Annotated in this window: 17 protein-coding genes and 1 pseudogene; 3 read left to right on the forward strand and 15 right to left on the reverse strand. The window is 58.6% G+C overall.

Annotated elements, in window-relative coordinates; all coding sequences use genetic code 11:
• Positions 1-4,151 (forward strand): response regulator (locus RWM61_RS09770; RefSeq protein WP_314000093.1); only part of this gene is annotated, 4,151 nt, incomplete at its 5' end.
• 170 nt (positions 4,152-4,321) lie between these two features.
• Here the strand turns inward: RWM61_RS09770 and xylB are convergent.
• Entirely contained in the window at positions 4,322-5,818 is a 1,497-nt protein-coding gene (xylB, locus tag RWM61_RS09775; protein WP_314000095.1) for a xylulokinase, read from the reverse strand.
• A gap of 68 nt (positions 5,819-5,886) precedes the next feature.
• Positions 5,887-7,200 (reverse strand): xylose isomerase, encoded by a 1,314-nt coding sequence (gene xylA / locus RWM61_RS09780; RefSeq protein ID WP_314000097.1) that lies wholly within the window; start codon positions 7,198-7,200, stop codon positions 5,887-5,889.
• 242 nt (positions 7,201-7,442) lie between these two features.
• Here xylA and RWM61_RS09785 point away from each other — a divergent pair, with 242 nt between their 5' ends.
• On the forward strand, positions 7,443-8,606 hold the full coding sequence (locus tag RWM61_RS09785) for an ROK family transcriptional regulator (protein WP_314000099.1): 1,164 nt from the start codon (positions 7,443-7,445) through the stop codon (positions 8,604-8,606).
• Here the strand turns inward: RWM61_RS09785 and RWM61_RS09790 are convergent.
• The 4 genes from RWM61_RS09790 to RWM61_RS09805 all read right to left on the reverse strand — a co-directional run bounded on the left by RWM61_RS09790 (position 8,603) and on the right by RWM61_RS09805 (position 12,771).
• Positions 8,603-8,917: a Rieske (2Fe-2S) protein gene (locus RWM61_RS09790; RefSeq protein WP_314000102.1), complete on the reverse strand. Its 315-nt coding sequence runs from the start codon at positions 8,915-8,917 to the stop codon at positions 8,603-8,605. The genes RWM61_RS09785 and RWM61_RS09790 overlap by 4 nt on opposite strands.
• Before the next feature lie 532 nt (positions 8,918-9,449).
• Positions 9,450-10,979: a flotillin family protein gene (locus RWM61_RS09795; protein WP_314000104.1), complete on the reverse strand. Its 1,530-nt coding sequence runs from the start codon at positions 10,977-10,979 to the stop codon at positions 9,450-9,452.
• Between the two features lie 41 nt (positions 10,980-11,020).
• A complete protein-coding gene (locus RWM61_RS09800; RefSeq protein WP_314000107.1) occupies positions 11,021-11,551 on the reverse strand; it encodes an NfeD family protein in 531 nt (176 codons plus the stop codon).
• Positions 11,552-11,691: 140 nt separating this feature from the next.
• Positions 11,692-12,771 carry a Gfo/Idh/MocA family oxidoreductase gene (locus RWM61_RS09805; RefSeq protein ID WP_314000109.1) on the reverse strand — a complete coding sequence of 360 codons (1,080 nt, stop codon included), beginning with the start codon at positions 12,769-12,771 and terminating at the stop codon, positions 11,692-11,694.
• 164 nt (positions 12,772-12,935) lie between these two features.
• Here RWM61_RS09805 and RWM61_RS09810 point away from each other — a divergent pair, with 164 nt between their 5' ends.
• On the forward strand, positions 12,936-13,808 hold the full coding sequence (locus tag RWM61_RS09810) for an AraC family transcriptional regulator (RefSeq protein WP_314000111.1): 873 nt from the start codon (positions 12,936-12,938) through the stop codon (positions 13,806-13,808).
• A gap of 50 nt (positions 13,809-13,858) precedes the next feature.
• On the opposite strand, the gene RWM61_RS09815 is transcribed toward RWM61_RS09810, so the two are convergent.
• The 9 genes and pseudogenes from RWM61_RS09815 to RWM61_RS09855 form a co-directional block, all read right to left on the reverse strand.
• The gene (locus RWM61_RS09815) at positions 13,859-14,578 is read right to left on the reverse strand and encodes a response regulator transcription factor (RefSeq protein ID WP_314000113.1); all 720 of its coding nucleotides are present in this window, start codon (positions 14,576-14,578) and stop codon (positions 13,859-13,861) included.
• An 89-nt stretch (positions 14,579-14,667) separates the two neighbouring features.
• Positions 14,668-16,440, reverse strand: a complete 1,773-nt coding sequence (pnpS, locus tag RWM61_RS09820; protein WP_314000115.1) for a two-component system histidine kinase PnpS — start codon at positions 16,438-16,440, stop codon at positions 14,668-14,670.
• A 54-nt stretch (positions 16,441-16,494) separates the two neighbouring features.
• Complete coding sequence (locus RWM61_RS09825) at positions 16,495-17,478, reverse strand: bile acid:sodium symporter family protein (RefSeq protein WP_314000117.1); 984 nt, start codon at positions 17,476-17,478, stop codon at positions 16,495-16,497.
• An 89-nt stretch (positions 17,479-17,567) separates the two neighbouring features.
• The gene (locus RWM61_RS09830; RefSeq protein ID WP_314000119.1) at positions 17,568-19,109 is read right to left on the reverse strand and encodes a fumarate hydratase; all 1,542 of its coding nucleotides are present in this window, start codon (positions 19,107-19,109) and stop codon (positions 17,568-17,570) included.
• 102 nt (positions 19,110-19,211) lie between these two features.
• Entirely contained in the window at positions 19,212-19,595 is a 384-nt protein-coding gene (locus RWM61_RS09835) for a DUF302 domain-containing protein (RefSeq protein ID WP_314000121.1), read from the reverse strand.
• Between the two features lie 64 nt (positions 19,596-19,659).
• Positions 19,660-20,046, reverse strand: a complete 387-nt coding sequence (locus RWM61_RS09840; protein ID WP_314000123.1) for a rhodanese-like domain-containing protein — start codon at positions 20,044-20,046, stop codon at positions 19,660-19,662.
• A 47-nt stretch (positions 20,047-20,093) separates the two neighbouring features.
• Positions 20,094-20,360, reverse strand: coding sequence for a metal-sensitive transcriptional regulator (locus RWM61_RS09845; RefSeq protein WP_314000125.1), 267 nt, complete (start codon positions 20,358-20,360; stop codon positions 20,094-20,096).
• A gap of 315 nt (positions 20,361-20,675) precedes the next feature.
• A pseudogene (locus RWM61_RS09850) lies at positions 20,676-20,876 on the reverse strand (DsrE/DsrF/DrsH-like family protein); the annotation flags it as partial.
• Between the two features lie 15 nt (positions 20,877-20,891).
• On the reverse strand, positions 20,892-21,680 hold the full coding sequence (locus tag RWM61_RS09855) for a sulfite exporter TauE/SafE family protein (protein ID WP_314000127.1): 789 nt from the start codon (positions 21,678-21,680) through the stop codon (positions 20,892-20,894).
• Positions 21,681-21,758 lie beyond the last annotated feature (78 nt).

Genomic DNA, 21,758 nt, shown 5'->3' on the forward strand with positions numbered 1-21,758 from the left:
CCAGGGTCGCGCTCGAGGTCGGCACGGCGGGCATACTGGGCGGGCAGGCGCAAGTTAAAGGCGTTGCCGGCACATGGCGCGATTTGACCGAAAGCGTGAACAACATGGCCTCCAACCTGACGAATCAGGTGCGGAACATCGCGGTCGTCACGACCGCGGTCGCGAACGGAGATCTGTCCAAGCAGATCACGGCCGACGTTCAAGGCGAGATGCTCGAGTTGAAAAATACGATCAACACAATGGTGGACCAGCTCTCCACCTTCGCCTCCGAGGTTACGCGGGTTGCCCGCGAGGTAGGCACGGAAGGAAAGCTGGGCGGCCAGGCGCAGGTAAAAGGCGTCGGCGGAACATGGAAGGATTTGACGGAGAGCGTTAACAACATGGCGCGCAATCTGACCGACCAGGTCCGCAACATCGCCGGCGTCACGACAGCCGTCGCCCGGGGCAATCTGTCCAAGAAGATTACAGTTGACGTCAAGGGCGAAATGCTCGAGCTGAAAAACACAATGAACACGATGGTGGACCAGCTCTCCACCTTCGCCTCCGAGGTTACGCGGGTCGCCCGCGAGGTAGGTACGGAAGGAAAGCTGGGCGTGCAAGCAGACGTCAAGGACGTCTCCGGCACCTGGAAGGACCTGACGGATTCCGTCAACAACATGGCCAGCAACCTGACCAACCAGGTACGCAACATCGCGGCGGTGACCACCGCCGTCGCGAACGGCGACCTGTCCAAGAAAATTGCGGTCGACGTCAAAGGCGAGCTGCTCGAGCTGAAAAACACGATCAATACGATGGTGGACCAGCTCAACTCGTTCGCCTCCGAGGTTACGCGCGTGGCGCGGGAGGTCGGCACGGACGGCAAGCTGGGCGGCCAGGCGCAGGTGCGCGGCGTCGGCGGTACCTGGAAGGATTTGACCGACAACGTTAATATAATGGCGACCAACCTCACCGATCAGGTGCGCGGCATCGCCAAGGTCGTGACCGCGGTCGCGAACGGCAACCTGAAGCAGAAGCTGAACGTTGAAGCGAAGGGCGAAATCGCGGAGCTGACCGATACGATGAACAACATGATCGATACGCTGGCCACCTTCGCCGAGCAGGTTACGACCGTTGCCCGCGAGGTAGGCGCGGAAGGAAAGCTCGGCGGCCAAGCGAGCGTGCCGGGCGCCGCCGGCACATGGCGCGACCTGACCGACAACGTTAACTACATGGCGAGTACCTTGACGACGCAGGTCCGCGCCATCACGAACGTCGCAACGGCGGTGACGAAGGGCGACCTGTCGCGTTCGATCGACGTCGCCGCGGCCGGCGAGGTCGCGACACTCAAGGACAATATCAACGAGATGATCCGGAACCTGAAGGAAACGACGCGGATCAACACCGAGCAGGACTGGCTCAAAACGAACCTGGCAAAGTTCTCGCGCCTGCTGCAAGGCCAGCGCGACCTGTACGCCGTATGCCGCATGATTCTGTCCGAGCTTGCGCCGCTGGTGTCGATGCAGCACGGCGTATTCTATATGAACGATCTGACGAGAGGCGAACCGACGCTGACGCTGTTTGCCAGCTACGCCTATCAGAGTCGGAAGCATCTGTCGAACGAGTTCCGCGCCGGGGAAGGCCTGGTCGGCCAGTGCCTGATCGAGAAGCAGCGCATTCTGCTGACGAACGTGCCGTCCGACTATGTGGTCATTTCATCCGGTCTCGGCGAAAGCACGCCGCTTAACATCGTGCTGCTGCCGATCATTTTCGAGGATCAGGTGCTTGCGGTGCTGGAGCTTGCCTCCTTCCGTCCGTTCAGCGAAATCGACGTCGCCTTCCTCGACCAATTGACCGAGTCGATCGGCATCGTCATCAACACGATGCAGGCGACCCAGCGCACGGAGCAGCTGCTGATGCAGTCGCAGTCGCTTACCGAGGAGCTGCAGAAGCAGCAGCTTGAACTGCAGAATACGAACGAGGAGCTGGAGGACAAGGCGAAGATGCTCGTCATCCAGAAGGCCGAGGTCGAGAGCAAGAACCAGGAGGTCGAGCTGGCCAAGCGTTTCCTCGAGGAGAAAGCCGAGCAGCTTGCGCTTACGTCGAAGTACAAATCGGAGTTCCTTGCGAACATGTCGCACGAGCTTCGGACGCCGCTGAACTCCCTGCTGCTCCTGGCCGAGCAGCTCGCCGAGAATCCGGACGAGAACCTGAACGACTACCAGGTGAAATTCGCCAAGACGATCCAGGAATCCGGGCTGGAGCTGCTTAATCTGATCAACGATATTCTGGACCTGTCCAAAATCGAATCCGGCACCGTATCCGCGGATCTGGAGGAAACGAAGCTGTCCGAGCTTCTGGACAGCCTGGACCGTACGTTCCGCCATATCGCGGAGGACAAAAAGCTCGATTTTGAAATCAAAACCGAGCCGGGCGTCCCGCAATCGATCGTCACGGACTCGAAGCGGCTCCAGCAGGTGCTGAAGAACCTGCTCTCCAACGCGTTCAAATTCACCCGGAAAGGCCGGGTTGCGATACAGGTGCGTCCGGCAAGCGGCGGCTGGAGCAGCGACAATGAATCGTTGAACCGCGCCCAGTCGGTCGTCTGCTTCTCCGTGAGCGATACCGGCATCGGCATTCCGGAGGACAAGCAGCTTATTATCTTCGAAGCGTTCCAGCAAGCGGACGGCAGCACCAACCGGATTTACGGCGGAACGGGCCTCGGCCTCGCGATCTCGCGCGAAATCGTCGCGATGCTGGGCGGAGAAATTACGCTGACCAGCGTGCCGGATGTCGGCAGCACGTTCAACGTGTATTTGCCAGCATCAACGGAGACGTTCGGGCCGGAGCCGCAGCCTGCACCGGAGACGAAGCAAAAATTCGTGCCGGAAGTGATCGACGTCGTTCCCATGAAGCGGCCGCGCAGCTACTCGCTTAATCTGGAGCAGGGCATCGTCGACGACCGGAACGATATCCAGAAGGACGACCGCGTCATGCTGATCGTGGAGGACGATCTGAAATTCAACGAAATCCTGCTCGAAATGCTGCACAAGCGAGGAATGAAGGCCGTCGTCACCACCACAGGCGCGAACGCGCTTGAGCTGGCGCAGAAATACAAGCCCGCGGCCATCACGCTCGACCTGAGGCTGGGGGATACGGACGGCTGGCTCGTCATCGAGCATCTGAAGAACGACCTCTTCGCCCGCCACATACCGGTTACGGTCATCACGGTCGAAGAGGACGAGATCGGCCTCAAGCAAAAAGGCGTGTTCGACTACGTCTGCAAGCCGGTCACGAACGAGGATCTGGAGAATGCGCTGGATAAGCTGAACGCCTTCGCGGAACAGTCGACGCGCAGCCTTCTGATCGCTTCCGGCAATGAACAATTGCGCAAGCAATGGACCGACCTGCTGGACGGCGGCGATCTGCGGATTACGGCGGTCGATACCGCGCGCAAGGCGCTCAATCAGTTGAAGTCCAAAACGTTCGATTGCGTCCTGACCGACGATTCGCTGCCGGATGCGACTCCGGTCCGTTTCATCCGCGACATCCAGAAGCAGCCGGCCAACAAATACCGGCCGGTCGTGCTTTACCGGACCGCCAAGCTGGCGGATGAAGAAGAGAACGAGCTGGACGAGCTGATGAAAACCGCCGTGCTGAAGTCCGCGAAGTCTCCCGTGCAGATTATGGACGAGACGTCGCTGTTCCTGCACCGCAAGGCGGAGGATATGCCCGAGGAGCCCCGCCGCAAGCTCGTCAAGCTTCGGGAAGCCGATGATATGATCGCGTACAAGAACGTGCTGGTCGTCGACGACGACATCCGCAACATTTTCGCCCTGACGACCATTCTCGAACGGCACAATATGAAGGTCATTCCGGCCGAGAACGGACACGATGCGATTCGTGTTCTGGAGGAAACCAAGGACATCGACGTCGTCCTGATGGACATCATGATGCCTGTCATGGACGGCTATGAAACGACACGCGCCATCCGCAGCAAACCGGAGTTCCGCGAGCTGCCGATCATCGCCCTGACGGCGAAAGCGATGAAGGGCGACCGCGAGCTGTGCCTCGAGGCCGGCTGCTCCGATTACATCACGAAGCCGGTCAACAGCGCCCAGCTGCTGGCCATGATCCGCGAATGGCTGGACAAGCCCGCGGCGTCGGAATCCTAGAACGGCGGGCCGGCCAAGCGCCAGCGTTTCCAAAAAGCGAAGCGAAGCTCTGCAGCGTATCCTATTCCATTGGCGGGGCCCCCTCAAGGACATTAAATTTTTTCAAGCAAACAAAACCGCCCGGGCAAGGCTTCTTGGAGCCGGCTCGGGCGGTTTTGTGTTGCCGGATATTATTCTCTGAAAGCCGCCAACGCCTCGTTCATGCCGCGCGTCTGCGCGTACACCCGGCGGTATATCTCAAAAAGCCCCTCATACGCTTTCACCGCTTCCGGCTGCGGCTTGTACGCGGACGTCCGCTTGACGAACTTGTCCGCGCATGCCTCAAGACTGTCGAACCAGCCGCACCCGTATGCCGCCAGCATCGCCGCGCCGAGGCCGGGCCCCTGCTCGTTCTCCAGTGCAACTACCTCGGCGTTGAAAATGTCGGCCTGCATTTGCAGCCATATCGGATTTTGCGCGCCGCCGCCGATCGACACGACCCTATCGACCTTTTTGCCGGCCGCGCGGAAGATCGCCACAGACTCACCCAGCGAGAACGTAATGCCCTCCATAACGGCGCGGGCAAAATGATCCCTCGTATGCGAGCCGTCCACCCCGATAAAGCTGCCGCGGATTTGCGAATCGGCATGCGGCGTGCGCTCGCCGACGAGATAGGGCGTGAACAGGAGGCCGCCCGCGCCCGGCTGCACGTCCCCGACGCCTGTCAGCAGCTCTCCGAACGATTCGTTCGGCGCGAACGTGTTTTTGAACCAGCTCAGCGAATAGCCCGCCGCCAATGTGACGCCCATTGCGTAAAAGGCGTCCTTCTGGCCGTGATTGAAGAAATGGACCTTGCCTTCGTAATCCGCATCCTTGTCATTCTCATAGGTCAGGATCACGCCGGAGGTGCCGATGCTGCACAGCGTCAGTCCTTCGGACAAAATGCCGGCGCCGATCGCCCCGCACGCGTTGTCCGCGCCGCCCGCGAACACCTTCGCGCCCGCCGGCAAGCCGGAGCGCCGGGCCATGTCGGGCAGCAGCGTGCCGACGAGTTCATGCGACTCCGCAAGCGGCGGACAGAAGCCGGCCGGCAGCCCGAACGACTGCAAAATTTCGCTGCTCCACGTCCTGCCCGCCACATCGAGCAGCAGTGTGCCGGCCGCGTCGGAGTAATCCATGTGCAGCTCGCCGGTCAGCCGGAAACGGACGTAATCCTTTGGCAGCAGAAAGCTTGCCGCACGCTCGAACGCCTCGGGCTCATGCTTGCGGACCCAGAGGATCTTGGGAAGCGTAAAGCCTTCGAGCGCGGGGTTGCGGGCCACGCTCAGCAGCTTGCCGCCCAACACCCGTTCGATGTCGCGGCATTCGGCCGTCGTTCGGGTGTCGTTCCACAGAATCGCATTGCGGACCGGCTTACGGTCCGCATCCAGCAGCACGAGACCGTGCATTTGGCCGGAAAAGCTGATGCCTTCGATCTGCCCGCCCGATACACCGGATGAGTCCAGCAGTTCGAGCAGCGCGTCCAACGTGCCGTCGACCCAATCCTCCGGCTTCTGCTCGCTCCAGCCCGAATGCTCATGGATAAGCGGGTAGCTTCGGGACGCCTCTCCCTTCACCCGCCCCTCGCGGTCGACAAGCAAAGCCTTTACCGCGCTCGTGCCCAAATCAATGCCGATCACATAGGACATGCGATAATCCCCTCTCAAGCGGAACAGGCCGGCCCTATTGACCGGCCTGACCGTTTATAAATTTAAGGTTACACGCTATAGATGATTTCGTTCAATACAAGCTTGATCCGCTCCTGGCGGCCGGACTCGTTGCGGATCGCATCGTTCTCCAGCGCGTATTGCTCCAGGCTGGCCAGCGTCGCCTTGCCTGCGACGATGTCGGCGCCGATGCCTTCGCGGAAGCTGCGGTAGCGTTCCTCGACGATGCGGTCGAGCACGCGCTCTTCGATGATTTTCGCCGCTGCTTTCAGGCCCCAGGCATAGGTGTCCATACCGGCAATGTGCGCGAGGAACAGATCCTCCGGCTCGAACGAGCCGCGGCGCACCTTCGCATCGAAGTTGACGCCGCCGCGGCCGAGGCCGCCGGCCTTCACGATCTCGAACATCGTCAGCGTCGCGCCGTACAGATCGGTCGGGAATTCGTCCGTGTCCCAGCCGAGCAGCAGGTCGCCCTGGTTCGCATCCAGCGAACCGAGCATGCCGTTGATCGCCGCCACGCGGATCTCATGCTCGAACGTGTGGCCGGCGAGCGTCGCATGGTTCGCCTCGAGGTTCAGCTTGAAGCGGCCGGTCAGGCCGTATTTCCGCAGGAACGAAATCGTCGTCGCCGCATCGAAGTCGTATTGATGCTTCGTCGGCTCCTTCGGCTTCGGCTCGATCAGGAACTGGGCGTCGAAGCCGATCTCCTGCGCGTACGCCACGGCCATGTGAAGCAGTCGAGCCAGATTGTCGAGCTCAAGCGCCATATCCGTGTTGAGCAGCGTCTCGTAGCCTTCCCGTCCGCCCCAAAATACATAGTTCTCCGCGCCGAGCTCCTTGCCGACCTCAAGCCCCTTCTTCACCTGCGCGGCCGCGTAGGCAAACACATCCGCATTCGGCGCCGTGCCCGCTCCATGCACGAAACGCGGGTTGGTAAACATGTTCGCCGTGTTCCACAGCAGCTTTTTGCCCGACGTCTTCATGTTCTGCTTCAGCAAATCGACGATGACGTCCAGGTTCTTGTTCGTTTCCCGCAGCGTCGCGCCTTCCGGGGCGATATCCCGGTCATGGAAGCAGTAGAACGGTATGCCGATTTTGTCCAGAAATTCGAAGTTCGCTTCCACGCGCGCCTTGGCCAGATCCATGCCGTCATACTTGTCCCAGCCGCGGATCGCCGTGCCGACGCCGAACGGATCGGAACCGGCGCCCGTGAACGTGTGCCAATAGGCGACCGCGAAGCGGAAATGCTCCTCCATCGTTTTGCCGAGAACCTTCTGCTGCGGGTCGTAATGTTTGAATGCGAAAGGGTTGTCCGACCCCTTCCCTTCGTATCCGATCTTGCCTACCTTCTCGAAATAAGCCATCGTCTGACGCCTCCTTGGATTTCTTGGATATGCAGAATAGTCATGAAAACGTTTCTAAAACTGATTTTACCACCGAGACACTTGGTTTGTCTATTAAACAAACTAAGATTTTATGTTATTATGATTTGAGCGGTTGCCGACGTGCAAAAGATGAGAAATGCGGCAAACCGGATTTCGTGTTAGAATGAAGCCGATTCGGCTTGTCGATCGGCAAACCGCACAGATGGAGGTACGAGACGCGAATGCAAAAACCGACCGGAGACGCCGCGCTCATCAAAAAAATCAACAGCGCCATCGTGCTCGACTGCGTGCTGCGCCATGCCCCGCTCTCCCGCGCGCAAATTTCGGAGCGGACCGGGCTTAACAAGGCCACGGTATCCAGCCTCGTTCAAGACCTGATAACCGGCGACCTCGTCGTCGAGATCGGCATGGGCGAATCGAGCGGCGGACGCAAGCCCGTTATGCTGCTGTTCAACCGCAGCGCGGGGTATGCGGTCGGCATCGAGCTCGGCGTAACTTATATCCGCGGGATGCTCGCCGATCTGGAGGGTCATCCGGTCGCCGAGGCGTATGTCGGTTTGGAAAGCCGGTCGGCCGACGATGTGCTGCCAAGGCTGTACGAGTGCATCGACGGACTGATCGCGAAGGCGCCCCGCAGCACTTATGGCATCGTCGGCATCGGCATCGGCGTTCCCGGCATCGTCGACGGCAGCGGCACCGTGCTGTTCGCGCCCAACCTGGAATGGGAGCGCGTCGCGCTGCAGTCGTTGGTCGGCGAGCGGTTCGGCGTCCCCGTGACGATCGACAACGAGGCGAATGCCGGTGCGCAGGGCGAGCAGACATACGGGGTCGGCCGCGGGATCGAGCACATCATTTACATCAGCGCCGGCATCGGGATCGGCACCGGGATTATGATTAACCGGAAGCTCTATAAAGGCGCTTCCGGCTTCTCGGGCGAGCTCGGCCATCTGTCCATCGCCCTCGACGGCCCGGCGTGCCGGTGCGGCAACCAAGGGTGCTGGGAGCTTTACGCCTCCGAGAAAGCGCTGCTTGAGCAGGCGGCCGCTTACGGCTGGAGCGCTTTCGATCAGGTGGTTGCCGCGGCCGGGGACGGCAACGGCCGCGCCGTCGCCCTGCTCAACCGGATCGGCCGATACCTCGGCATCGGCATCGCGAACATCGTGAACGTATTCAATCCCGATGCGGTCATTATCGGCAACACCTTAAGCCTGGCCGAGCCGTGGATTCGGGAGCCGATCAGGGAAACGATCGAGCGCCGAACGCTGCCGTATCACCGCAGCGGCATGAAGATGCTGTACGCCGAGCTGCGCGAGCGGTCAGCCGTATACGGCGCCGCTTTTTACGCGATCAGCGGCTTTTTCGATAAGGTCAAGGGCGGGGCTTAACGGCCGGCTTCCGCTGCGGGTAAGTTTTTCGCATAGAAGACGCCATCGCGCAGCTCAACCTCGTATGAGGTCAGCTCCGCTCCTGTTACGTTCAGACATTTGCCCGTCCGGCCGTCAAACGACCATCCGTGCATATAGCAATAAAATCCCCCGTCCTCCGCCTCCACCTCGTAACCCGCGTGAGGGCAGGTGCGCGACAGCAGGCGGAAGCCCTCACCGCCCTTCACCAAATAATAAGCATCGCGACCGATCCGCACCTCGGCCGGAAAATCGGCAAACCGCTCCGCCGAGCCCAATTCGATTTCATTCATGATTCTCGCTCCTTATACATATTGCCCTTGCCGTTCGGGGAAAGGTGCGCCGCGTGTTGCGGCCTTGCATAGCGGTTGTCGGACCGCATGCGACCCTGAACGAGTTGGCCGGGCTCCGGCCAAACGAATGTTTTTCGAGCAACATTACAGCCTATCGGCGGATCTTTCCGCATTCAGGTAACTATTAGGGAATATTCTTCTCTAAACTCAATTTTGTTAGTATACTTGCGGAACCATAGCAAAGCAACTTCATTAATAAAGAAATAATTTCGCTTAGATCCGGTTCATGAATGCCGCTCAAATCCTGATCAAGCGTATAAACATCTCAAGCTCACCGCCCTCCCAAGTCCAGCCTTCCCAGCTCCTGTTGCAGCGGGTCGCCGAAAATCCGGGTCAAGTTCACTTCTCCTCAAGGCCGTTCTTTTCCCATCTCCTGTTGCAACGGGATAGTGCGCATAAGGAAAAAAACAGGAAGTATCCGTTAGAACGGAATCTCCCTGAATCTCCCTGACACTTATCATGATGAGTTTGCTTAAATCGTCGTACTTGACGTTGACTGTGATGCCGGCGACGGGGCCGGAGCCGACGCTTGAGCCGACGCGGAAGCCGGTAACGCCTTGCGGGCCGTAAGCCCTTTGATCAATCCTTCGACGTCGATGCCCGATACGCTCTTCAGCATTTCGGGAGCGGTCGCCATCAGCGACGTGACGTAATTGCTCACCCGCGCCGCCCCCTCGCCATGGCCCGTATCGACGACGGTCAGCTTGTCGATGCCGCGGATCGGTTCCGCCACTTTGCCCGCCAGCTCCGGCAGCATCTTGACGATGATGTCCAGGATGGCCGCCTCCCCGAACTTCTCGAACGCTTCCGCCAGCTTCTCCTTCGCTTCCGCTTCGGCCAGGCCGCGCAGCCGGGTGACCTCCGCCTCCGCCGTACCCTTGGCCCGCTCCGCCTCCGCTTCCGCCAGGCCCGCCAGCCGCTTCTGCTCGGCCTGCGCCTTGGCCTCCGCTTCAATCCGGTATTGCAGCGCGTCCGCTTCGCGCAGCTTCCGGGCCTTGTCGGCTTCCGCCGCCTGCTCGACCGCGTAGCGGTCGGCGTCCGCCTTTTTCTTCACTTCCGCATCGTACTGCTTCTCGCGGCGCAAAATCTCCTTCGCTTCAAGATCGATCTCCCGCTCCTTGCGCACCAGCTCCACCCGCATCTGCTCCTCCACGACGCTCTGCTTGGAACGGGCTTCCTGAATATGGTACGCCTGGTCCGCCTCGGCTTTGGCCATGTCCTGCTCCTTTTTGAAGGAAGCGACCTTGAGCTGATTTTCCTTCGACGCTTCGGCGATATTCGTGTCGCGCAGCAGCTCGGCCTTCTGGCCTTCCTCCTCCGCGCGCGCCTTCTCGATCCGGGCATCCCGGATCGCCTGCGCCTCGGCGATTTCAGCGTCGCGCTTCACAATCGCGATTCTCGGCTTACCCAACGCTTCGAGGTAGCCGTGCTTGTCGCGCACATCCTTGATCGTGAAGGAAACGATCTGCAGGCCCATTTTCTTCAGATCCTTGGCGGCGACGCCCTGTACCTCCTGCGCGAATTTATCGCGGTTGCGGTAAACCTCCTCCACCGTCATCGAACCGAGAATCGCGCGGAGATGGCCCTCGAGCACTTCCTGCGCCTCGCCCTTCAGCGCTTCGATCGGCTTGCCCATGAACTGCTCGGCCGCCGTGGACACATCCTCCACCGTGCCGCCGATTTTGATTATGGCGACACCGTCCGCCAGCACCGGCACCCCTTGCTCCGTATAGACTTCGGGGGTCGAGACGTCCAGCTTGTGGGACAGCAGCGACAGGAATTCGGCTTTTTGGAAAATCGGCAAAATAAACGCCCCACCGCCGCGCACGATTTTGATCCGGCGCCCGCTTTCATCGACCAGCGTATTGCGGCTGCCCAGCAGCGAGCCTGTAATGATCATCGCCTCGTCGGGGCTCACGGTTTTGTAACGGGCCCAGAAAGCCAAGCCGAGCACGACGAGAACGGCGACAACAAGAACGGGAATAAGCAGAAAATCCGGCATAAAACATCTCCTCTCAAGTTAGGTCTGCCTCATGCTACACGTTACAAATCAAGCTTGGCGACATAAAGCGTGCCGCCTTTGGCCTCCACCACGACGACGCGGTCGCCGGCTGCGATCGGCTCGCCGTCGAAGCTGGCGGCGATTTGGCTCGTTACGCCCGCCGGGCCGACACGAACGATAACCTCGCCGTAGCCCGTAGCAGGAATCGGGACGATCACTTCCCCCGGCTTGCCTTCCATGTCGCGGATCGAATAGCCTGTGGAATTCTCGGTGTTCTGCATCGGCCTGACGTATATGAAGTAAACGCCCGCGCCGATCACCGCCCCGCTAAGCAGCGAAAGCAGCAGCACCCCAGCCGTACCCAATGCCGTATACGCGTCAAGCAAAAGCCCGGCGCCGCCGAAAACGGTAATGCCTCCGACCAGCGTCATCGGCTGCAGCCAAGGCATTCCGTCCATCGACAGGAAATCCAGCGCCCCGTCCAGCGCCTGGCTGATCAGGTCCCCGAAAATGATCGCCACGACCGCATACAGCATCCCGCCGGCCAGACTCGCCCAGAACAAGGCTTCCACCGACGCCCCCCCTTTCGCCAATATCCATATTGAAATCCATATCTTGTAGAATATACGTCGTTATGGAGAATGAAGTTTCGTTTCAACACAAAAGCGCCCGCCCCGAAAAGAGGCGAGCGCTTGTCAAACGGCTGTCCGGTTTAATTGAAATAAACGGCTTTGCCCGTCCGGGACGATTCGTAGATCGCCTCAAGAATTTCGGAGACGACCAAGGCCTGCTCCGGCTTGACGACCAGCTCCTTGTCGTTCAGCACGGCGTCGATCCACATCCGGGCTTCAAGCTCCGCCGGATCCTCCGAGTTGCCCTCGTAGAACGCGACGCCGCCGCCGGTCAGCTCAATGTTCTTCACATAGAGGCGGCTGTTATGCTCGCCGTTAAAGCGCAGCCCTTCCTTCATATCGGCGCCCGCCTTCGTGCCGCAAAGCGTCACCTTCGCCTCGTCCACTTCAAGCGAATTGAGCGCCCAGCTCGATTCGAGCACGATTGACGCGCCGTTCTCCATCGTGATCATCGCGAACGCGGAATCCTCCACGGTGAATTGCTTCGGATCCCAAGGTCCCCAGGCGTTCGCCGCATTCTCGGTTTGCGAAAGCTTGTGGTAGGCGCGGCCCAATACGACCTTCGGCTTGTAATTGTCCATCAGCCACAGCGCCAGGTCCAGCGCGTGCGTGCCGATATCGATCAGCGGTCCCCCGCCCTGCTTCTCTTCATCCAGAAATACGCCCCATGTAGGAACCGCGCGCCGGCGGATCGCGTGGGCTTTGGCGAAATAAATTTCGCCGAGCTCGTCGTTATTGCAGGCATCCTTCAAGTAACGGGCATCCGGGCGGTATCGGTTCTGATAGCCGACCGCCAGCTTGCGGCCCGTGCGCTCTGCGGCTTCCAGCATGCGGCGCGCGTCGGCGGCCGTTTTGGCCATCGGCTTCTCGCACATGACGTGCTTGCCGGCCTCCAGCGCGGCGATCGTGATGTCGGCATGCGAATCGTTCGGCGTACAGACGTGAACGACATCGATCGTGCCGTCCTTCAGCAGCTCGCGGTAATCCTCGTGCACGACGGCATCCGCCGCGCCGAATTTGGTCTTGGCTTCCTCGGCGCGTTCGAGGACGATGTCGCAGAACGCGACCATTTCCGCCTCTTCCACTTTCGCGAGGCTGGGCATATGCTTGCCGGTCGCGATTCCCCCGCATCCGATGATGCCGATTCTAACTTTAGCCATCCGTTATTCCTCCCAATATTCGATAAAATAGGTCATTTTTCTTTTCGATGCTTGATTCTTTGTGGCAAGTCACACTAGAATAAAGTATATTGCGAATGATCCCGTAAAGTAATGCCGATTATGGCGACGCTTTTATGCGATTTTGTCCTGGGCGAGGTGCAGCATTGGAAGCTTATAACGAGAAAGTAGATTATGAAAACCCTCTCTTGTCGCTGAGAATCTTCCAGACGAAGCGGGAGGACGATCTGTTCATCGGCTGGCACTATCACCGGGAGGTCGAGCTGCTGCTGATCGATCAGGGCGAGCTGGACGTCTATACGGAAGACGACTATTATCATCTGGAACCGGGCGACATCGTCGTCATCGGCTCCTCCCAGCTGCACCGGGACAGAAGCACCTCGCGCGGTTTGCTCGAATATTACGTGCTCCAGTTCGATCTGGACCAGTTTTTCGACCATAGCACGATGCCCTATATCCGGTTTTTCACCGAAACGAAAAATCCGCTGAGCAAGATCAATTATATTTTCAGCGAGAAGCCGGAAGCGAAGCGGGAAATCGCCCGCTGCATCAAAGATATATTCAGTGAAGCCAAAACCAAATCGGCCGGTTACGAACTGGCCGTCAACATTCTGATCAAAACGATTCTTCTGCACCTGCTCCGGAGCGATACCCGGCACACGCTGGCCGAGCACGACGATTTCGACCGGGCGCGGCTGAAGCCGGTATTCGATTACGTCGAAGCCAACCTGACGGGCCGGATTCACGTCGATCAGGTGTGCAGGCTCGCGAACATGAGCTACTATTACTTCGTTAAGTTTTTCAAAAAATCGGTGGGCTTATCGTTCACCGAATATGTAAATTACCGGAAAATCAAATGGGCGGAGCGCATACTGCTCACCGAGGACCGCAGCATATCGGAGATCGGCGATGTGATCGGCATCCCGAACATGGCCCATTTCTACAAAATGTTCAAGAAATACAACGATTGCTCGCCGAAGGAATACCAGAAAAAAATGCTGGCATGGAACCGCAGATGACGCTTTTCGCATCATAACCCAAAATAAACGCTAAAGAAAGCCCGGACGCCTTATTTGGGCGATCCGAGCTTTTTCGGCATGACGAGCTTGTAGCCGACGCCGCGTATGGACTCAATTTGCACCGACTGCTGGTTAAGCTCCAGCTTTTTGCGAAGCGAGCTCACGTGCACGTCCACGGTCCGCTGGCCGCCGATATAATCGAAGCCCCATACGACGTTCATGAGGTCGTCTCTGGTAATAACCATGCCCGGACGCTGGACGAGGTATAACAGCACCTCGAATTCCTTCGGACGGAGCGGCACCGTTTCACCGCCGATCACGACCTCGTATTTCTCCGGGTAAATCTCCAGCTCGCCTGCGGCGATCACCTTCTCGTCCCGGTCGGCCGGCTGCGCGTCGTCGTTCTGCGAACGGCGCAGCACCGCGGACACCCGAGCCAGCAGCTCGGCGACGCCGAACGGCTTCGTGATATAGTCGTCCGCCCCGTGCTTCAGCCCTTGTACGACCTCTTCCTCCGCGTTGCGCGCGGTAAGTATAATGACGGGCGTACGGATGCCGTTCTGCCGAAGCTTGGTCAACACGTCAAAACCGTTCATGCCGGGCAGCATAATGTCCAGCACGATCAAGTCGAACGGGCGCTGCAGCGCGGTTTGCAGCCCTTCGGCGCCGTTGTCGGAAACCGTCGTCTCGTATCCCTCTTGCGTCAGATTGTAGGAGAGCAGGCGAGCCAAGGTCGGTTCATCCTCAACGACCAAAATGCGAACAGACATAACAACCCCTCCGTTAGGACAAATCCGGCTTTTACGATCATCATAGCATGATTATGCGGGCGAAGTGTAAAGGCATTGTAAAATGTCGACTAGGATTGCAGCACCGGCAGCTCGATCGTAAAGACGGAACCTGCTCCGACCTTGCTGTCCACCGCAATCGTCCCTTTATGCAGCTCGACAAGATGCTTGACGATCGACAAGCCGAGACCCGTCCCGCCCGAGCTGCGCGACCTCGCCTTGTCCACCCGGTAGAACCGTTCGAAGATGCGGGGCAGATCCTTTTTGGGGATGCCGATGCCCGTATCGGAAATGCGAATGCGGATGTGGTCGTCATCTCCGTCGACCTTCACCGAGACCCGGCCGCCTTCCGGCGTGTAGTTGATCCCGTTCGAGAGCAGGTTCATCACGATCTGGCGAAGCCGGTCCTCGTCCGCCTCCACGTACAGCCCGGGCTCGACCGACACGTCCAGGAGGATGCCTTTGCGGGACGCTTCCGTGGCGAGCAGCTCCACCGTTTTCTCGGTGAAGGAAGACAGCTCGACCGGGGAAAACTGCAGGGGCACACGTCTGGATTCCACTTTCGACAGCTCCAGAATGTCCCCGATCAGCCGGTTAAGCCGTTCGCTCTCGTCATAAATGATTTGCAGAAACGATTTGGCCGTGTCCGGATCGTTCACCGCGCCGCCCAGCAGCGTCTCCGCAAAGCCTTTGACCGCGGCGATCGGCGTCTTGAGCTCATGCGATACGTTCGCCACGAATTCGCTCCGCATCCGCTCCAGCCTGCGAATCGCGGACACGTCCTGAAGGACAAGCAGCACGCCGCCGAACTCGTCCCCAGAATGGAACACCGGCACGAGATTGATCTCCAGCAGGCGCTCCTCCGGGAAATAGAACGTGATCTCGTCGTGCAGATGCTCCCGCCTCTCCAGCCCTTCCTGGATGATCTGAGCGAGCTCATATTGCTGCTTCGCTTCGGCGTAATGGCGGCCCGCCAGCTCCCGCGCCGAGAAGCCGAGCACCTCCTCCGCCATCCGGTTGAGCAGCAGAATCCGGCCGCTCCGGTCGATCATGACGATGCCGTTGATCATGTTGTCCAGGACGCTCTCAAGCTGGCCTTCCTTCTGGCGGATACGCTGCATCTGGTCCTGCAGGCTTTCCGCCATCGCGTTGATCGCGACGCCGAGCTCGCCGATCTCATCGTTTTTCATGAGCGGCACCCTCGCCTGATAATCCATGCTCTTGATCCGTTTCGCCACCCGCGTAATTTGCTCCAGCGGGCGCGTCAGGCCGAGCGCAATCCGGTAACTGACCGCGGCTGCGACGATGAACAGGAGGAGCAGACCGGAAATCAGCACGACCCACATCTCCCCGACGCTTCGCTCCACATCCTGTATGTTCTTCGAAAGCCGGAGCACTTCGGAATCGGGCGCTCCGGGCCGCACCGCATAAGCCACGTAGAGCATTTTCTGCTTCACCGTGTCGCTTACGCGGATGTCGTTGCCGACGCCGCTTCGCTTGGCGTCGATTACTTCCGGGCGATCCGCATGGTTTTCCATCCGGCGCCGATCAAAGTCGGAATCGCCGAGCACGTCGCCGCCGCCGTCGATGAACGTGACGCGCATGCCGGTAATTTCCTTATAGCGTGCGGCCTGTTCGGTGTAATAATCGGCCGGCAGCCCGGCGCCGTTTTCTCCCCATTGCACGTCATCGAGCATCAGCTTGATATCGCGCACCATATTTTCCTGCAGCGCGGCTATATTTTCGCGTTGGAACGACTGCGCCATGAAATACCCGGCCGCCGAAACGGACAAGCCGATCAGAACGATCATGATGACGGCCAGCCGGGAGCGGAAGCTGTTCATGCCCTTCCTCCTTCTTTCTCTAGCTTGCTTTGTCGAATACGAAACGATACGGTTTTATCCTACATGGCGGGAGACCGGTTGCCCAGCTTCTCTTTTATGAAGTTTTTGTAAAACGTAATGGTGCAGCGTCGCGACCGGCTGCTGGATCAGAATTGCGAGCACGACCGGCACGGCTGCCAGCGGACTGAAATATTGCAGCGCGATGACGATGCCGAGCGAAATGTTCCGCATGCCGGTAGCGTAGGATACCGTCGCCTCGAGCTCCCTGCTGCGCAGCGGCCGGGCGCCGAAGAAGCCTGCCGCGTAGCAGACGCCGACAAGCAGCACGACGATCGGGACGAGCTTCGCCATGTCGGATTTCAGCGCGGTCACATACGGCTCGATGGCCGCGGCGTTCAGCACGACGACCGCGGCGAAGCACAGCTTGGACACCGGGCCGGTGACCGGTTTGGCAAGGTCGGCGATTCTGCCCTTGGTCGCTTCGCCCAGAAGCACGCCGGCGATCGTCGGGGCGACGACGATCAGCAGCAGATCCGTCATCATCGCCGGCGTATCCGCCCGGATCGAGGCGCCGAACAGCAGCCGGATGCCGGCCGGCACGACAAACGGGCTAAGCAGCGAATCGATGACGACCATGGACAGAATCATCGCCACGCTGCCGCCGGACAGGCCGACCCAAATGACCGAGGAAACGCCGAGCGGAATGAGCGCGAACAGCACCAGCCCGATCACGTAGGGCGATTCCGGCCCGTACAGGGCCGCCCCGATCGCATAGGCGGTCAGGGGCAGCGCGATATGCGCGATCAGCAGCGTCAACAGCATGGGCAGAGGCCGGGCGAAAACGAGGCGAAGCTGGCTGAGCCCGCAGCCGAGGCCCATCGTGAACGTCACGACGGCGAACAGCGCGGGGACGGCGGCAACGAGCGGAAGCAGCCCTTCGGCAAAAAGAAATCCCAGGAGCAAAGATCCGGGGATTAGCAGAAACATCCATTGTTCGAATATCCGGTTGAAGGCAAGTCCGAATTGCCGCATGCGCATAGGTCGTCACTCTCTCTGTAGGGTGCGGATGATGATGATAAAGCGCCGCTTTGTCTCGGGTGATGAGCGGAAAATGAGTCCCCGGCTTATTATTTAAACACCGGTTCCCTGAATTGGCCGAGCTTCGCGAGCGAATCCCGCTCGACGTCGGCGTGCAGGCTGTTGCCGTGCGCGTCCATCGTCACGATCGCCGCAAAGCCTTCGGTTTGCAAGTGCCACATCGCCTCCGGAATGCCGAATTCCATGAAATCGACGCCGTTCACCCGCTTGAAGCATTCGGCATAATATTGCGCCGCGCCGCCGATGGCGTTCAGGTAAACCGCGCCATGCTCCTGCAAGGCGGCAAGCGTCCTGGCGCCCATGCCGCCTTTGCCGATGACCGCGCGAATGCCGAACTTCTTGATGATGTCGCCCTGATACGGCTCCTCGCGGATGCTGGTCGTCGGGCCCGCCGCTTTAACTTGCCAGCCCTGCTCGTCCTTGAGCATAACCGGTCCGCAGTGGTAGATGACCGCGCCGTTCAGGTCGACCGGCGAATCGTGGTCGATCAGATGCTTGTGCAGCGCGTCGCGTCCGGTATGCATTTCGCCGTCGATGATGACGATGTCGCCGACGCGCAGCGAACGCACCTGCTCCTCGGTCAGCGGCGTCGTCAGCCGCACTTCGCGGCGCTCCGCGTTGGCGGCCGCCTGCGCCGCCGCTTCATCGGCGCTTGCTTTCATCGATACCTGGCCGCCTTCCGGGTACAGCCACTCCTTGATGTCGCCTGTTTCCGCGCTCAGCAGCACGCCTTGGCGGCGGTAAGCCCAGCAGTTATAGGCGACCGAGACGAAAAAGCTGGCCGGCAAACGGTTCATGACGCCGACCTTGCAGCCGAGCAGCGTCACCGCGCCGCCGAAGCCCATCGTGCCGATGCCGAGCTTGTTTGCATTATCCATGACGTATGCCTCAAGCTGCTTCAGCTCGGGGATCGGGTTCGTATCGTCGACCCGGCGGAAAAGCTGCTGCTTCGCCAGCTCGTAGCCGGTCGTGCGGTCGCCGCCGATGCCGACGCCGATGAAGCCGGCGCTGCAGCCCTGGCCCTGCGCCTGATAAACGGCGTGCATGATGCATTTGCGGATGCCGTCGAGATCGCGGCCGGCTTTGCCCAGCCCTTCCAGCTCGGCCGGAAGGCTGTATTGAATGTTTTTATTTTCACAGCCGCCGCCCTTCAGGATGAGGCGGACGTCGACGTCGTCTTTTTCCCACTGTTCGAAATGAATGACCGGCGTGCCCGGTCCCAGGTTGTCGCCCGTGTTCCCGCCCGTCAGCGAATCGACGGAGTTGGTGCGCAGCTTGCCGTCCTTCGTGGCGCGCGCGATCGCGTTGCGGATCTGCTGCTTCATCACGAGCTGGTTCGCGCCGACCGGCGTGTGCACGATGAACGTCGGCATGCCGGTGTCCTGGCAGATCGGCGAAACGTTGCATTCGGCCATCTCGATATTGGTGGCGATCGTCGACAGGGACAGACCGGCGCGGGTCGCGCTGTCCTCCGCCTCCTGAGCGACTTTAATCGCCTGGCGGACATCGCCCGGCAGGTTGGTCGACGTCTCGACGACGAGCTGATAGACGCTTTCTTCAAACTTGTGCATAACGGTGTGGCGGCTCCTCTCTGGTCGCTAGTCTGTAATAGTTTTATAATAATGGAGCGCGGAGCGATGTACAAGGCATCAATTTGATTGAACTGTCAACGATCAGCGACTCCGGTCAATACACGCGATCAACCGTTTCTCAATGTCAACGGCTATTTCCTTAAGCACGTCATTTTGCAGCATATCGATTAATGCCGTCGGCTTGGGAAGCCCTATTTTCGTCATGCCGTTCTCTTCATATACGGCGATCTTGCAAGGCAGAAAATAGCCGACAAGCGCGTTTTCGGTAAGCACCCGCTTTGCTTCGACCGGATTGCATACCTCGAGTATGTGATACGTCCGATTAAACTCCACACCTTTTTCCTTCAGCTTCTCCTTCATGTCCAACTGCCATAACACGCCGAATTGCTCTGATTTCAGCTGCTCCTGGAGATCGTCCATTGCCTGTATAGGCGTCTTGTTTGTTTCCACCGTATAATGGAACATGTAACCACTCCTTTGCTTTTTCAAATCATTGAATGAACAATGCGTCTCCCGCCTGATTCTCCGCTTACTTCGCTATATTGCCTCTCCAAGCGCTGATGCCACCTTGCAAGTGCACCAGCTTGGTATAGCCGTTCCTTTTAAGCATTCGAGCCGCGCTTTTGCTTCTCATGCCGCTTCTGCAATAGAGATAGATGCTGCACTCTTCCGGAATTTCCCCCAAGCGACGGCCAAGCTGCGATAATGGAATATTCCTTGCCCCGGGAATGAATCCGCCCTGGAACTCCGACGGTTCTCGGACATCAACCAGCATGCGGTTTGTCGAGGCTTCGATTTCCTTGCGAAAATCACCTTCTCTCAAGGTTCTTAATCCCTTCGTCGGTCCGAATCGTGTATACACAAACCAAACGATCAACAAAATAAGTACAACGTTGATCAGCGTATTCATATCCATTCACCGGTCTCCTTTATTTATCGGTTTTATCCATTCGTTTGTCCGCCTTAACGGCTCTTCACAAGCAATTCAATCGCTTGTTGGACCATCTTCCCGGTGTCGCCGCCCGTCTCCTTTTCTTCCAAGATGCACTGGTGCAAATTCTCCGCCACGATTTGCGCAATGGCCTTATCCGATGCGTTCCGTACGGCCGACAGCTGGCTTACGACTTCCTTGCAGGACTTCCCTTCCTCCATCAGCCGCAGCACGCCGCGCACCTGGCCTTCGATTCTTCTCAAGCGGGTTTTCAATTCATCCGTGTAATCGTATTCCATGGCTTATCCCTGCCTTCCAGATGACATATACGTGTATAGGTATATTATAAAGCAAAAAATAAAATCGATACATCCTCTATTTAAGTGGAACTATTGAATATACTCGTTATTTGAGTCTTCTGCAGCCGTCGGCGCGGTATTGGCCCGGCACCCCACATCAGCGCAAGCACCCGCCAGGGCGAACTGGAAAAGCCCCTGCTAATCTCGCCCGAATGCTCTCTGTGGGATCTTTTTGCGGGAAAAGCTCCCGTTAGTCTTGTAAAAATGTCTCCTGTATGGGCAACGTGCCGAATTACAGGGAGAAATTCCGTTAAATCACGACACGTACCTCGAAGATAGCAAATTAAAGGGAGCTTTTCCTGCTGCTTGGTGCGCAACCGCGTCCGACGCGTCTCCCATATAAGCCGCCACCCCGCCGTATTCGATGCTATCCATCAATTCCTCTTGCCGGAGACCAGGCAGATCCATGGTCATCGTGCATGCCACAAGCTTAACGCCCTGCTCTTGCGCCAGTTCGTGAACTATTCGTATCTATAAAATGGATGCCCATACCTTAACGGCGGTCGCGGCGATCAATACAACGAGACCATAGCGCAAAACCCGTACGTTTATTTTTGAACTGGCCCTGGAACCGAGCGGAGCACCGATCAAACTGCCCAGAACCACAAATACCGTCGGCCAAACAGGGAATGGAACTGCCGTTATTTTGCCGATTACACCGCCGATGGCCGAAATGAACACGATCGCAAGCGACGAAGCAATCGTGACCCGTGCAGGAATCTTCAACACCGTCAGCATAATCGGAATAAGAATAAACGCGCCGCCGGCGCCAACGACGCCGGACACCGTTCCCACCATAAAGGCGGCCGCTGCGGCGATCAATTTGTTAAATGCGATCTCTCCGTGCGCCGAGTTCTGCTTCACGCGGCTGGGTATCAACATAAGCACTACCGCAATGACCGCCAGCGTGCCGTAAATCATATTTATGATTTCTTCCTGCAAAAACCGGGAACCGAATGCTCCGACAAGACTCCCGAGCCATATGCTGCCGCCCATGTACAGCACAAGTCCCTTGTGCACGACCGCAGCCTGACCGCCTTTCGTACGAAAAGCGATGACGCCGGCCAACGAAGCGAAAAATACCTGAAACATGCTGATGGCCGCGACTTCCTGTGCGGTAAACGCAGCCAAGCCGAGACCGGATGGAACAAACAGCAGAAGGGGATAATTAATGATGGCTCCGCCTATGCCGAGCAATCCCGAGAAGAAGGAGCCGACAAAACCAAGCAACATCATGACCACAAATAGGAGAATGTCCATAAATCCCTCCTTGTTCCTCCTCGAACAATCGGCTATAATAAAACCAAGTAATTTCATCAGAAATAAGGTGATACAATA

The sequence above is a fragment of the uncultured Paenibacillus sp. genome (assembly GCF_963515335.1).
Taxonomy (GTDB): Bacteria; Bacillota; Bacilli; order Paenibacillales; family Paenibacillaceae; genus Paenibacillus_I.